The sequence below is a fragment of the Polyangium spumosum genome, from assembly GCF_009649845.1.
In the GTDB taxonomy this organism is placed as follows: domain Bacteria; phylum Myxococcota_A; class Polyangia; order Polyangiales; family Polyangiaceae; genus Polyangium; species Polyangium spumosum.
Map to the genome: position 1 here is coordinate 447,279 of NZ_WJIE01000005.1, position 14,004 is coordinate 461,282.

At 69.8% G+C, this 14,004-nt stretch carries 12 protein-coding genes; 9 read left to right on the plus strand and 3 right to left on the minus strand.

Going from position 1 to position 14,004, the window contains the following annotated elements; all coding sequences use genetic code 11:
* Window positions 1–68: 68 nt before the first annotated feature.
* Window positions 69–677 carry a DUF924 family protein gene (locus GF068_RS19230; RefSeq protein ID WP_153820866.1) on the minus strand — a complete coding sequence of 203 codons (609 nt, stop codon included), beginning with the start codon at window positions 675–677 and terminating at the stop codon, window positions 69–71.
* Complete coding sequence (locus tag GF068_RS19235) at window positions 674–4,681, minus strand: transglutaminase-like domain-containing protein (RefSeq protein ID WP_240807038.1); 4,008 nt, start codon at window positions 4,679–4,681, stop codon at window positions 674–676. The genes GF068_RS19230 and GF068_RS19235 overlap by 4 nt, the downstream gene beginning before the upstream one ends.
* A gap of 85 nt (window positions 4,682–4,766) precedes the next feature.
* Between GF068_RS19235 and GF068_RS19240 the strand changes: the two genes are divergently transcribed.
* The 3 genes from GF068_RS19240 to GF068_RS19250 all read left to right on the plus strand — a co-directional run bounded on the left by GF068_RS19240 (window position 4,767) and on the right by GF068_RS19250 (window position 7,689).
* A complete protein-coding gene (locus tag GF068_RS19240) occupies window positions 4,767–5,261 on the plus strand; it encodes a hypothetical protein (protein WP_153820868.1) in 495 nt (164 codons plus the stop codon).
* A gap of 60 nt (window positions 5,262–5,321) precedes the next feature.
* A complete protein-coding gene (locus tag GF068_RS19245) occupies window positions 5,322–5,744 on the plus strand; it encodes a hemerythrin domain-containing protein (protein WP_153820869.1) in 423 nt (140 codons plus the stop codon).
* A gap of 73 nt (window positions 5,745–5,817) precedes the next feature.
* A complete protein-coding gene (locus tag GF068_RS19250; protein ID WP_153820870.1) occupies window positions 5,818–7,689 on the plus strand; it encodes a serine/threonine-protein kinase in 1,872 nt (623 codons plus the stop codon).
* A 92-nt stretch (window positions 7,690–7,781) separates the two neighbouring features.
* Here the strand turns inward: GF068_RS19250 and dnaK are convergent, their stop codons facing one another.
* Window positions 7,782–9,686 (minus strand): molecular chaperone DnaK, encoded by a 1,905-nt coding sequence (gene dnaK / locus GF068_RS19255; RefSeq protein ID WP_153820871.1) that lies wholly within the window; start codon window positions 9,684–9,686, stop codon window positions 7,782–7,784.
* 334 nt (window positions 9,687–10,020) lie between these two features.
* Here dnaK and rpmE point away from each other — a divergent pair, with 334 nt between their 5' ends.
* The 6 genes from rpmE to GF068_RS19285 all read left to right on the plus strand — a co-directional run bounded on the left by rpmE (window position 10,021) and on the right by GF068_RS19285 (window position 13,995).
* On the plus strand, window positions 10,021–10,233 hold the full coding sequence (gene rpmE, locus GF068_RS19260; RefSeq protein WP_153820872.1) for a 50S ribosomal protein L31: 213 nt from the start codon (window positions 10,021–10,023) through the stop codon (window positions 10,231–10,233).
* 100 nt (window positions 10,234–10,333) lie between these two features.
* Complete coding sequence (locus tag GF068_RS19265; protein ID WP_240807039.1) at window positions 10,334–11,449, plus strand: DUF1385 domain-containing protein; 1,116 nt, start codon at window positions 10,334–10,336, stop codon at window positions 11,447–11,449.
* A 16-nt stretch (window positions 11,450–11,465) separates the two neighbouring features.
* A complete protein-coding gene (gene prfA / locus GF068_RS19270) occupies window positions 11,466–12,557 on the plus strand; it encodes a peptide chain release factor 1 (RefSeq protein ID WP_153820873.1) in 1,092 nt (363 codons plus the stop codon).
* A complete protein-coding gene (locus GF068_RS19275; protein WP_153820874.1) occupies window positions 12,554–13,132 on the plus strand; it encodes a hypothetical protein in 579 nt (192 codons plus the stop codon). The genes prfA and GF068_RS19275 overlap by 4 nt, the downstream gene beginning before the upstream one ends.
* A 30-nt stretch (window positions 13,133–13,162) precedes the next feature.
* On the plus strand, window positions 13,163–13,501 hold the full coding sequence (locus tag GF068_RS19280) for a histidine triad nucleotide-binding protein (RefSeq protein ID WP_153820875.1): 339 nt from the start codon (window positions 13,163–13,165) through the stop codon (window positions 13,499–13,501).
* A gap of 17 nt (window positions 13,502–13,518) precedes the next feature.
* The gene (locus tag GF068_RS19285) at window positions 13,519–13,995 is read left to right on the plus strand and encodes an allene oxide cyclase family protein (protein WP_153820876.1); all 477 of its coding nucleotides are present in this window, start codon (window positions 13,519–13,521) and stop codon (window positions 13,993–13,995) included.
* Window positions 13,996–14,004 lie beyond the last annotated feature (9 nt).

Genomic DNA, 14,004 nt, shown 5'->3' on the forward strand with positions numbered 1-14,004 from the left:
GGATAACTCTTACGTTTCAATGACGATCTTGTGAAGCCCCCAAGGCAGCGCCGGGTGATCGTCGGACCTCAAAAGGAGGAGCCAGGCTCCTTCAGGAACACGATCTCCTCGTCGGTCGAGGCGCGCCCGAGGATCACGTTGCGGTGCGGAAAACGACCGAAGCGCTGGATGACGTCGCGATGCCGCACGGCGTAATCATGGAAGCCGTCGAAGTACCCGCGCGCCTCCCCCGGCGCGTCGCCGAGGAGCCGGGCGAACCGCGCCACGGCCTCCTCCTGCGCGGCGAGGTCCTCGGCGTGCTCGAGCGGCAAGTACACGAACACGCGCTCGAAAGGGCGCAAGGAGGCGTCCTCGCCCGCCGCGATCATCTCGCGCGCCGCGGCGAGCGCGAGCGGATCCCCGGCGAAGGCGCGCGGCGTGCCGCGGAAGATGTTCCGGGTGAACTGATCACAGAGCACGATCAACGCGAGCCGACCGCGCAGCGTCGCACGCCACGAAGAGAGCTCGCCGCGGAGGGCGCGCTCGACGAGGTCGCCGAACGTCTCGCGCAGGAATCGATCGGTCTCGTCGCTCTTGGCGAACCAGAGCCCGCTCTGGCGCTTCACGACGGTCGCGTCGTCGGCCTCCGCGCCGAACCACGCCAAAAGGACCTTCTCGATCTCGTCCCTCTCGCTCATCGCGCGCCGCCCTTCTGCGCCGTCTTCTGCGGCGCGGTCTTCGCAGGCTCGCCCGGCACGAGCCGCACGACCCGGTGCATCAGGCCGTCGACGCGCTGAAGCCACGCGCGCCACTTCGTGTACTTGTCGAGCGGGATCGTCGACATGTCGAACACGAGCGTGCGCTTGACGACGACGGCGCCGCCCTCGCCCGGCGAGAACTCGATCTTCGCGCGGCCGAACTCCCCGCCCGCCTCCTCGCCGCCCGGCGGCAGCTCCGCGAAGACGTAACCCTCGGGCGGCACGATCGTGATCGCCCGCGTCTCGTGCCGCGGCGCGAGGAACGGCGGCAGCACCACCGGCAGCGTGCGCGACGAGAGCGGCGCGAGCTGCGAGGTGAGCGTCGCCGTGTCGCTCACCGGCACCACGAGCTCGTTGCCCTCACGCCGCGCGATGCCCTGGCTCGTCGCCTCGTACGAGAGCTTCGCCGCGCCGTTCGGCAAGGCGCCGTCGAAGCCGACCTCGCCCGTGAGCTCCACGCCGGGCACCCATTTGCCCGTGAGGTACTGCTCGGCCCACTGCTTGCGCGCGTCGGGCTCGACGAGGTTCGTGCGCAGCTCGAAGGCCGCGTCGCCCACGTGCCGCTCGTTCGCCGTGAGCTTGCCGCGGCCGCTCGTGTCGAGCTCGATCTTCCACTCGGCGTCGATGCCGTGATCGTCGGGCGAGCTCGCGGGCGTCTCGACCATCTTCGCGGGGCCGTCGTCGATGAAGAACGCGAGCGTGCGCGCGTCCATCGCCGGCAGCGGGCCCATGCGGCTCTGCGGGCTCGTCGCGTCGAGCCACATCGCCGGCGCGCCGTCCTTCGCCGGGATGTACGCGATGCCGTGATCGAACATCGGCACCGCGACCTTCTCGCTCCGGAGCAGCATCGACTGCCCCGTGTAACGCGTCTGCACGAGCACCTCGGTCGCCTCGATGCCGATCGCCTTGAGCAGCGTGATCAGCAACATCGCCTTGTCGTCGCAGTCGCCTTGCTTGCGCGCGAGCGAGATCTGCGGGCGGTTCGGCAGCCACGCCTCGCCCGAGACGTAGTTCACGTACCGGATCGAGTCGGCGACGTAGTCGAAGACCGCGCGGATCTTCTCGTCGCGCGTCTTCTTGCCCTTCGTCAGCTCGGCCGCGAGCTCCTTGATGCGCTCGTCGGGCGTGGAGAAGCCCTCGATCGCGCTCCGGTACCAGCTCCGGAAATCGGCCCAGCCCGCGAACGTCGAGCCCACCAGGACGGGCACCGTCTCGGCGATCGGCGGCGCGAGCGGCTCGTCACGCACGTTCGTCGGGTTGTCCCAGACGAAGCGCTGGATCAGGCGATCACCGACGGTCTTCGTCTCGGTCCGATCGGCCTTGCCGTTGATCACGTCGACGGCGAGCGGCGAGGCCGCGGGCGCCTCCACGACGACCTCGTTGAACAGGATCGGCCGCGTATCCATCGAGCCCACGTAGTCGATGAAGTAGAACGGCGCGTCGCCGCGCCGGCCCACGGGGTCGCGCGTCCACGAGCGCACGCAGACCTCCACGACGTCACCCGACGAGAGCTTCGGCCAGCGCACGTACACGCCGCGCCCGCCGCCGCCTTGCTCCTCGGGCAGCGCGATCGAGCCGTCCTTGCGGTGCACGCGCGCGAAGAGCAGCTCCGTGCGATCCCCCTCGGTCGGGATGTCCGACTCGTAGAGGTCCATCTCCGTGCGCGGCTCGACCACGATCTCGCGCGCGTAATGCATGAGCTGCGAGACGCGCCGATCGGCGTGATACGTGACGTGCCGCGTCCAGTGGAGCTGCCGATCGAAGACCTCGCCCTTCTTCGCCGGGTTCGCCTTCGCCCGCGCGAGGAAGACGCTCGGCTGCACGATCGACTGCTCGTCGGGCATCGTCGTCTTGCCCTGCGTCGTCCGCGTGCGGAGCGCGATCTCCGCCTTGCGCTGCTGGTCCGTCGGCTCGAGCGCGAGCGCCCGCGAGAGCGCCTCGGTCACGCGCTCGGCCGGCTCCGAGGGCGGCGCGCCCCGCCTCGCCTCGTCCGCGAGCACCGCCTTGCGCGCCGCCGCGAGCCCGTCGAACGCCGAGGCCTTGTTCGGCGAGAGCAACGTCGCCACATAAAACACCTCGCGCGCCCAGGCGTTCCGGCCCGCGTCGAGCAAGAGCCGCCCGATCGCCACGAGCTCGTCCGCCGATCGCTGATGCGGCAAGCTCTCGGCCGCGGCCCGCTCGAGCTCCGCGCCGCCTTGCGCCCGGAAGGCCGCGACGTACCGGCTGTCCCGCGCGCCCGCGCGTTGCTCGACGAGCTTGCGCGCCGCGAGCAGCGCCGTCTGCGGATCGGCGCGCGTCACCGACGAGAGCTCGGCCCACACCGCCGTCGGCGCGCGCCCGCGGCCCTCGCCCGTCATCGCCAGGAGCTCGTCGCGGTGCGCCCGGTACGCGCCCTGCGCGCCCATGTGCGAGCGCCCCGCGATCTTGAGCAGCCGCGCCTCGAGGTCCGTCGCCTGCGCGAGCGGCGCCTCGCGGACCCGCGAGATCGCCCAGTCCGGGTAACGCGCCGCGAGCGAGGCCTCGAAGAGCCGCCGCTGCGCGAACCCCGCCGCCGCCTCGTCCTTCGACGCCCTCCCGCGCTCGAACGCGAGGTTCAGCCGCTCGCTCCGCTCCGCGCCGAACGGCGAGACGTACCCCGCGAGCGCGAGCAGGTCGGGCGAGGTCTCCTTGCCCCGCAGCGCCGCTTCGAGCAGCCCCGGCGCGCGCGGCGAACGCGCGTCCTCCGCGCCGCCGAGCGTGCGCAGGATGGCCGCCCGCAGCGCCACCTCCGGCGTCGGGCTCGCGCCCACGTCGAGCCCCGCTTCGAGCTGCGTCTTCACGCGCGTCACGCCTCTCGGCGGCTTGATCTCGGCAGGAACCCGCGCCTCCTTCGCCGGGTCCACCTTCGCTTGCTTCTTCGCCCCCTTCTTCTCCGCGACCGCCGGCAACACCACGCTCGTGATGTCCGACGACGACGACACCGTGATCGGCGCGCCCGCCTCGTCCGTGAACCGCAAGCGCACGCGACCCTCGTCCGAGGTCGCGCCCGAGCAGACCTTCACCGCGACGAGGTGCGGCCCCGGCGTCGGCTCGATCCGCGCGGCCAGCCGATCCAGCACGAGGCGCGGATGCACCTCCTCGCTCATCGCGACGTCCGCGCCGTCCCAGAGCAGCCGCACCTTGCCGGTCGACGCCACGCGCACGACGACGGGCTTCTGCGCCTGGCCCTTGGGCGGGTTCGCGAAGACGACCTTCGACGCGAGGTACGTGCAGCTCTCGGCCCGCGGGTGGATGTAGAGGTCGAGCGGGACGCCGCGCCACGTCGACGACTGCGGCAGGATGCGCCGCCACGCGACGTCGTAGACGCCCCACGAGTGACGCGCCGACACGTCATTGAACTTCTGCCCCGGCGCCTCGGGGCCTTCCTTGTCGCGGATGCCTTCGCCCTTGTCCTGGAACGGCCCGAGGATCGCCATCGAGCGCACGAGCCCCGTCGTATCCGGCGCGAGGTCGTACGCGATCACCTTCGATCCGGTCCACGCGCGCCCTGCCGGGCTCGGCGAGAGCCACGCCGCGAGCGCCCGCGCGTCCCCTGCGACCGGCGACTTCGACGCGGCCACCACGCGCAGGCCCTGGCGCACCTTCCCGAGCGACGCGCGCTCGTCGAGCGTCGTCGCCACGAGCAGCCCCGCCAGCGCGTCCGGCCCGCCCGCCCTCGCTCGCTGGAGCGCGAGATCCACCATCGGATCCGGCTGCGCCGCCGTCCAGCGTGGAGGCGCCTTGGGGAGCGGCGCGGCGGGTTTGTCCTTCGCCGGATCGGCCTTTTTCCCGGGCGATTGCGCGAGCGCCGTGCCCGAGACGAGCCCGAGCGTGATCACCCACGCGACGCCTCGCCTCCATGGCGCTCCGCTGCGCAGACGTCGTGTTCCTTCGCCGATGGCCTGCGCGATCGAAGACCTTTCCATGGGTACTCGATGCATAGCGCGGTCGCTCGGGGGGAGCGAGTCCCTCTTCTTGGCCCACGCCGCGGCGCGCCTTTAGCCTGCGCGCATGCGCCGCGTCTCTCGCTTGGTCGTCGCCCTCGCGCTCGCCTTGACCGCCTCGCTCGCGCCCGCGGAGAGCGCCTTCGCGAAGGGCAAGGCCCGGGTCGAGTGGACCCGCGTCGACGCCCCGGAAGGGAAAAAAGACGGCGATCGGATCGCCCGCACCCTGCGCGGCCTCCTCAAGGAGGCCAGCCGCAAGGCCGATTTCGGCAAGTCCGGCAAGGTCGCTCTCCGCGCGAAGATCACCGAGTACGTCGTCGAGAAAAAGGGCGACGTCCTGCGCATCCGCTGCACCGTCATCGGCCGCGTCGAGGGCGGACCCAGCGCCAAGAGCCGCGTCTCCTTCGGCGGCGACCCGAAGGACCCGAAGGGCCTCGAGAAGCAGGTCCTCTCCACGGTCGCCCACGGCGTCACGAGCCGCCTGGCCGCGATCGCCCGCTCCCGCGCCGAGGCCGAAGAAAAGAAGAAAAAAGCGGCCCGTGACGCCGCGGACGAGAACTGAACACGTTTCGCTCTCGCCTCTCGACCCTCGCGGCAAATTGATTTAGTCCAGAGAGTCGACATGGAATACGACCGCATGCTCGCGACGCTCTTCGAGGAAGAAGACCGCGCGCGCGAGATGGCGAGCAAGCTGATGAAGGTCTCCCAGGAGTCGCGCGAGGCGGCCTCCGCGGAGCGTCAAAGCCTCGTCGCTTTCCTCAAGGGCCCGATGGAGCGGCACATGGCATACGAGGAGCGCGCGGTCTTCCCGCAGCTCGACCGCCGCGGCCTCGGCGCCGAGGTGCAAGTCGCGCTGCGTCACCACGCGATGATCCGCGAAGACGCCGAAAAGCTCGCGGCCGCGAGGCCCGGTGACGACGTGAGCCAACTCATCTTCGACGTGGCGCGCCGCATGCTGCACCACACGAATTTCGAGGGAGATTACATCTACCCCGAGCTCACCTACGAAGCGTGGCGCGACCTCATGAAGGAGACCGCGGGGTGAAACCTATCCGCACCGAGAGCGAGCTGCGGATCTCGACATCTGCCCTGGCCGCCACGTACTCTGTGGGTTCCTGATGAGCCTCGAGGCAGGCCGCGTCCTCAGCACCCGCTACCGGCTGGTCCGACCCCTCGGGCAGGGCTCGCAAGGGGCCGTGTGGATCGCGGACCACCTCGCGCTCAACACCGAAGTCGCGGTCAAGCTCATCGACCCGGACCTCGCCAAACGCGAGGACGCCCTCGAGCGCTTCAAGCGCGAAGCCACCGCCGCCGCGCAGCTCCGCAGCGCCCACGTGGTCCAGATCCTCGACCACGGCATCGACGAAGGTCAGCCCTTCATCGTGATGGAGCTGCTCGACGGCGAAGACCTCTTCGAGCGCCTCAACAAACGTGGTCGTCTCTCCCTGCGCGAGACGTCCAAGGTGATCACGCAGGTCTGCCGCGCCCTCGCGCGCGCGCACGCCGCCGGCATCGTCCACCGCGACCTCAAGCCCGAGAACGTCTTCCTCTGCAACAACGAGGACGACGAGGTCGTGAAGGTGCTCGACTTCGGCGTCGCCAAGGTGACCGACCCGGCGAAGGCCACGATGCAGCGGACCAACGTCGGTACGCTCATCGGCACGCCGCACTACATGAGCCCCGAGCAGGTCAAGGGCATCTCCGAGATCGATTTCCGCACCGATCTCTGGGCGATCGGCGTCATCGCCTACCAGTGCGTCGTGGGCGAGTTGCCCTTCGACAGCGAGGGCGTCGGCGACCTCTTGATCAAGATCTCGGTCGCCGAGGCGCCCGTCCCGTCGAAGGTCTGGAAGGGCGTGCCGCCGCAGTTCGACGCGTGGTTCGCGAAGGCCTGCGACAAGGACCCGAACAAGCGCTTCCAGAGCGCGCGCGAGCTCGCCGAGAACCTCGCCCGCGTGGTCGCCTCCGTGCCCGAGGCGATGCGCGGCGAGCTGCCCCCGCGGCCCATCTCCATCCGGCCGCCGCCCGTCGCGCCCGCGTCCTCGCCGGGCATGCCGGCGCCCCCGAGCATCCCGAAGAGCACGAAGGCCCCCGCGCTGCCCCCACGCGCGACCGCGTCCCCCGCGAAGCCGCCCCCGCGCGTCGAGCGCGCGAAGACGGAGGTGCTCGACCCCGCCGACGTCGAAGTGCTCGACACAGGCGCGCGCGGACCCGTCTCGGAGGACATCGACGACTTCGAATTCGACTTCGACGAAGAGCCGCCGGTCGTCGTCTCGACGTCACCGCCCGGCGTCGTCGCAAAAGCGCCCGCCGCGCAGACGCCCGCGCCCACGACGAAGCTCTCGTCGGGCATCCACGCGCCACCCGCCGCGCCGTCGCCGCAGCCCGCGGCAGCGCCCGCGCAACGCGTGAGCGCGACGCCGAACCCGTTCACCTCCGACCTCGGCGCGCCCGTGTTGCCCGCGGGCCTGCTCGACGCGCCCGCGCCGCGAGCCTCGGTCCCGGCCCAGGAGCCCACGCAAGCGGCGATCCCGAGGCACCCCGCGCCCATCACGGCGCCAGGCGTCGACAGCGGCGACCGGATCTCGGCGCCCCCCGAGATCGACGGCGCGCGCCGCAAGCGCACGCTCACGCTCGTCGCGTTGCTCTTCGTCGCGGCCGCCGGCGGCATCGCGTACATGGTCATCCGGTCGAACATGCTGCCGCCGAGCCCGGTGCCGGCCGCCTCGGCGCCGCCCGCGCCCGAGCACATCGAGCCGCCGCCCGTGGTCGAGGTCCCCTCGCCGACGGCGAGCTTCGGCGCCACGGCCGCGCCCACCACGAAGAAGGGCCCGATCAAGTCGGGTCCGACGACGAAGAAGACGACCGCCGCCCCGAACACCACGACCAAGTCGGCCCCGACCGCGACGGCGAAGCAGCCGGAGCCGCCGCCGGACGACGGGACGATCGTGATTCCGGATCCGCCGAGCGACGTTCCTCCGGCGCCGTAAAAGAGAAAAACCCCGCGCCGCGGAGAGCGGCTGCGGGGTTTTTGGTGGGGACGCCCCGGCGGGTTTGGCCGGGGCGACCTCGCGGTTACGGATCAGGAGCCCTCTTCGAACTCCGCGTCGATGACGCCGTCCTTGCCCTTGCCACCGGCGGGCGGGGGCGGGGCGCCGCCGTCACCGGGCGGGGCGCCGCCCTGCGGACCGGCCTTCTCGTACATCACGCTCGCGATGCGGTGCATCTCCTTCTCGAGCTTCTCGAGCGAGGCCTGCACGGCCGCGTCGTCCTGCTTCTCGATCGCCTGACGACCCTCGGCCACGATGCCGTTCAGCGCGGACACGTCGCTCTCGGGCAGCTTGTCCTTGTTGTCGGCGATCGTCTTTTCGATCGTGTAGCAGAGGTTGTCGAGCTTGTTGCGCCGCTCGATCTCCTCGCGACGGCGCTTGTCCTCGGCCTCGTGCTCGCCGGCCTCGCGGACCATACGCTGGATCTCGTCCTCCTTGAGGCCGCCGGAGGCCGTGATCGTGATGCGCTGATCCTTGCCCGTCGCCATGTCCTTCGCGTGCACGCTCAGGATGCCGTTCGCGTCGATGTCGAACGTCACCTCGATCTTCGGCACGCCGCGCGGCGCCGGCATGATGCCCTCCAGGTGGAAGCGGCCGAGCGTGCGGTTGTACCGCGCCTCGGTGCGCTCGCCCTGCAGCACGTGCACCTCGACCGAGGGCTGGCTGTCGGTCGCCGTCGAGAACGTCTCCTTCTTCTGCGTCGGGATCGTCGTGTTGCGCGGGATCATCACCGTCATCACGCCGCCGAGCGTCTCGACGCCGAGCGAGAGCGGCGTGACGTCGAGCAGCACGAGGTCCTTCACGTCGCCCGAGAGCACGCCGGCCTGGACCGCGGCGCCGACGGCCACGACCTCGTCCGGGTTCACGCCCTTGTGCGGCTCTTTGCCGAAGAACTTCTTCACCGTCTCCTGCACGAGCGGGATACGCGTCGAGCCGCCGACGAGCACGACCTCGTCGATCTGCTGCGGCGTCTTCTTCGCGTCCGAGAGCGCCTTGCGCACGGGCTCCATCGTCCGCTCGATGAGCGGCCGGATCATCTGCTCGAGCTTCGCGCGGCTGAGCGGCTTCTGCAGGTGCTTCGGGCCCGACGCGTCGGCCGTGAGGAACGGCAGGTTGATCGTCGTCTCCTGCACGTTCGACAGCTCGATCTTCGCCTGCTCCGCCGCGTCCTTCAGGCGCTGCACGACCATCTTGTCGTTCGAGACGTCGATGCCCGTGTCCTTCTTGAACTCGGCGACCAGCCAATCCATCACGAGGTGGTCGACGTCGTCGCCGCCGAGGTGCGTGTCGCCGTTCGTCGAGATGACCTGCACGACGTTGTCGCCGACCTCGAGGATCGAGATGTCGAACGTGCCGCCGCCGAAGTCGTAGACCGCGATGACCTCGTCGCTCTTCTTGTCGAGCCCGTACGCGAGCGCGGCCGCGGTCGGCTCGTTGACGATGCGCTTGACGTCGAGGCCGGCGATGCGACCGGCGTCCTTCGTCGCCTGGCGCTGCGAGTCGTTGAAGTACGCGGGGACCGTGATGACCGCCTCGGTCACCTTCTCGCCGAGGTAGTCCTCCGCCGCCTTCTTCAGCTTCTGCAGGACCTTCGCCGAGACCTCCGGCGGCGAGTGCTGCTTGCCGCGCAGCTCGATGGTGGCGTCGCCGTTCTTGCCCTTCACCACCTTGTACGGGACGCGCTTGGTCTCTTCCGTCACCTCCTCGAAGCGGCGACCGACGAAGCGCTTCGCCGAGTAGATGGTGTTGAGCGGGTTCGTGACGGCCTGGCGTTTCGCGATCTGCCCGACGAGCACCTCGCCTTTGTCGTCGAACGCGACGACCGAAGGCGTGATCCGCGAGCCTTCCTCGTTGACGATGACCTTGGGCTCCTTGCCCTCCATCACCGCGACAACGCTGTTCGTCGTGCCGAGATCGATGCCGATGATCTTGCCCATGGAAACTTTTCCTCCGAGACGTCGCGCACGGAATTCGGCGCATGCGAGGCAGAGCGGCCGGGAAGAGCCTGCCTGGGAAAACGCGAGCGGGATGGGCCGGAACCCTCTGAAATCCTTCTTGTTTTCTGAGTCGCTCCGGCTTCGCGGGTCGCTTCGGGGTCGAAAGTAACCACACGCCCCCTCACGTCAACGGAAGCGCTGGCAGAACTCGGAAAAATCCATGCCCGGGGCCGGCCGTCCTGGAAGAACCCGCCCGGAAACGATCCCGTCCCTTGCGATCTCGGGGAGGTGCATGCTAAGAGGCTCGGCCCTTCTTCGGAGGAAGGACCGCGCCATGAAGCAAGGCATCCATCCCAACTACGTCATGTCGACGATCAACTGCGCCTGCGGCTCGGTCGTCACCACCCGCTCGACCCGCGGCAGCTTCACCACCGACATCTGCTCCGCGTGCCACCCGTTCTACACGGGCAAGGCGAAGGTCATGGACGTCGCCGGTCGCGTCGACCGCTTCCGCAAGAAGTACGCGCAGACGCAAAAGGCGACCTGAAACCCGCGGAATTCCCGTTCCGCGGCTTCCCCCCCGTGGGGCGCCCGCTCTGCGGGGGGGCGCCTCCCACTCGGGTACTTCCCGCGCTAGAGTCTTGCCGATGAGCCAGGAAGTCGCGCGCCCGTACATCGGCGGGCAAGCCGTGATCGAGGGGGTCATGATGCGATCCCCCCGCTCGCTTTCCATCGTGTGCAGAAGGCGCTCGGGCGAGCTCGTGGTCCGTGAACGGGCCGCGCCCACGCTCGCCCAGGGCCCGCGCACCTGGCCGCTCGTGCGCGGCGTCGTCACCGTCGTCGAGTCCCTCAAGCTCGGCTCGCAAGCCCTGCGCTGGTCGGCCGATCTCTACGAGCAAGACCTGGACGACGAGGACAAGCCGAAGAGCAAGAAGCCGCCCTCGGCGAGCAACGTGCTCACGGCCCTGTCGCTCCCGATCCTCTCGATGGTGACCTCGGGCGGAGAGGCGGCGCCGTCCTCGGGCAGCAAGGGCGCGGGCGGGTTCGGGTTCATCTCGATCCTGTTCGCCATCGGCCTGTTCGTCGCGGCCCCGCAGGCCGGCGCCGAGGGCATCAACAAGCTCTTCCAGCTCGACCTCGACGTGAGCTCGCCCGGCTTCCAGGCCCTCACGGGCGCGGCGAAGCTCCTCATCGTCGTCGGCTACATGCTGCTCATCCGGCAGGTCGCCGAGATCCGCCGCGTGTTCCAGTACCACGGCGCCGAACACAAGGCGATCTCGACCTACGAGGCCCAGGAAGAGCTCACGGTCGAGAACGCGGCCAAAAAGACCACGCTCCACGCGCGCTGCGGCACCACGTTCCTCGTGATGGTCGCGCTCGTGTCGATCCTCGTCTTCTCGGCCATCGGCGCGTTTTTGCCGACGATCCCCGGCGGGCGGCTCGCGCAGAGCGTGGGCTTCTTCTTCATGAAGCTGCCCTTCCTGCCGTTCATCGCGGCCATCACGTACGAGCTGCAGCGCTTCTTCGCGCGCTTCTGCACGGTGGGCCCGCTGCAGGTGCTCCTCTGGCCGGGCTTCCTCGTCCAGAAGATCACGACCGCGGAGCCCGAGCCCGCGCAGCTCGAGGTGGCGCTCGCGTCGCTCCGCGCGACCCTCTGGCGCGAAGCCGCGGCCCAGACCGCGCCGGCCGAGGTGCCCGACCGCGTCTTCCCGGACTACGGTCAGCTGCTCGCCGACCCGGGCTACGTCGGCGCGCGCGTCTGAACCGGACCTACCCCCCATGTTGCCGATCACGAAGCTCGAAGCCGTGGCGCGGCGCTACCGGGAGCTCGAGCACCTGCTCTGCTCGCCCGAGGTGCTCGCCGATCACGCGAAGCTGCAGAAGCTCAACAAGGAGCGCACGGAGCTCGAGCCCGTCGTGGCGCAGTTCGCGCGCCTCAACGACATCGAGCGCCGCATCACCGAGGACCGCGAGGTGCTCGGCGACCCGGAGCTCGGCGAGCTCGCGCGCGCGGAGCTGCCCGAGCTCGAGGCCGAACGCGACACGATCGCGCACGAGCTCGAGCTCCTGCTCCTGCCCAAGGATCCGGCCGACGCGAAGAACACGATCGTCGAGATCCGCAGCGGCGAGGGCGGCGAGGAGGCGGCGCTCTTCGCGGCCGACCTCTTCCGCATGATCGGCCGGTACGCCGAGACGAAGCGCTGGAAGGTCGAGATCCTCAGCGTGAGCGAGGCCTCGGCCGGCGGGTACAAGGAGGTCATCGCGCTCGTCACGGGCCAGGACGTCTACTCGCACCTGCGTTACGAGGGCGGCGTGCACCGCGTGCAGCGCGTGCCCGCGACCGAGGCGCAAGGCCGGATCCACACGTCGACGGCGACGGTCGCGGTCTTGCCCGAGGCCGACGACGTCGACGTGAAGATCGAGGACAAGGACCTCGACATCTCGATCGCGGCCTCCGGCGGCCCCGGCGGACAGGGCGTGAACACGACGAACAGCGCGGTGCAGATCCGCCACATCCCCACGGGGCTCATCGTCAAGTGCCAGGACGAGCGCTCGCAGCTCAAGAACAAGGCGAAGGCGCTGAAGGTGCTGAAGAGCCGCCTGCTCGACATCGAGCGCCAGCGCCAGGATGACGCACTCAGCGCCGAGCGGCGCACGATGGTCGGCTCGGCCGAGCGGTCGCAGAAGATCCGCACCTACAACTACCCGCAGAACCGCGTCACCGATCACCGCATCGGCCTCACGTTGCACAAGCTCGACCGCATCATGGACGGCGACCTCGACGAGCTGCTCGCCGCGCTGCGCACCCATCGCCAGGCCGAGCTCCTGAAGCAGGGCGGCGCGGAGGCACGCCCCGTCGTGGCCGAATGATCCCGCGGCCCGACCTCGAGGCGCTGCTCGTCGCGCTCGTGCTCGTCCCGGGGACGTACGCGCGTAACCGCTTCTTCGCCCTCTACACCGACCCCGCGGCGGCCCGCGTGCGCCGCCGCGCCCAGCTCCTGCGCAGCGTCATCGCCGAGGTCACGCAGAGAGATCCCGCGCGCCGCGGGCACGTGGTCGCGATCGACGAACACGAGGGCGGCGGCGCGAGCTTCACGTACGTCGTGCCCTCGTTGAACTTGCGCCGCACGACGACGCTCTCCGAGCTCGAGTTCGCGATCGTCCGGTACACGCTCTCGCGCCGCGCGCCCGCCGCGTCGCCGGACGAGACGATGTTCGCGCCGCTCGGCGAGGACGATCCGGCGAGGGCGCGTATCGAGGACGCGCTGCGAAGGCTCGCGCCCGACCTCGCCGCGCTCGGCGCGGGTGATCCGCTCGCCGTGGACGAAGGTTCGGACCTCGACGAGGCGGACGATCCGGACGAACACGATCCATCGGAATCCTGCGCGCCTTCCCCCGCGCCTTCCGGTCTTTCTTCTTTACCCGAGGGAGCGACCGAGCGATAAGGCGAGCTTCGGGCAGCCGGGGAGGACGAGATGTGCATCTTCTGCAAGGTCGCGAAGAAAGAGATCCCTGCGCGGATCGTGCTCGAGGACGATGATCTCGTGGCGTTCCACGACATCAACCCCGTGGCGCCGATCCACGTCCTCGTGATCCCCAAGCAGCACATCACGGGGATCGGCGACGTGACCGACGAGCACGCGCTCGTGCTCGGCAAGCTGCTCGTCGCCGCGCGACGCGTGGCCGAGGACGCGGGGCTCTTGCAGTCGGGCTTCCGCGTGGTCGTCAATCACGGCCAGCACGCAGGCCAGACCGTGCATCACGTCCACGTCCACGTGCTCGGCGGTCGGCCGCTCGCCTGGCCGCCGGGCTGATCCGAGCGAGGAGACCCATGCGGAAAGCTTCCTTGATGTGCGCCGTGCTCGCGTCGGCCGCGCTCGTGGGTTGCGGCGACGAAAACGGCGCGCCGGCCCCGGACACGAAGCGCGTGACGATCGAGCTCGTCGAGCACGTGGTGAACGAGTCGCTCACCGATCACCCGCCGATGGGTGACTCCGCGGGCGACGTGCTCACGTTCGCCAATCAGCTCTTCAACAAAGAAAACACGACGCAGGTCGGGACCGATCAGGGGTATTGCCTGCGCGTCGACGTGGGCAAGTCCTTCGAATGCACGTGGACGGCCTTCCTCGCGGACGGTCAGATCACGGTGAACGGGCCCTTCTTCGACACGAAGGAGTCGACCCTGTCGATCACGGGCGGCACCGGCGCGTACGCAGAGGCCGACGGGTACATGGAGCTCGGGTTCCGCGATACCCCGATGGGGACCGTCGAATACGATTTCGTCTATCAGGTGATCCTCCCCTACTGAGGAGAGCCG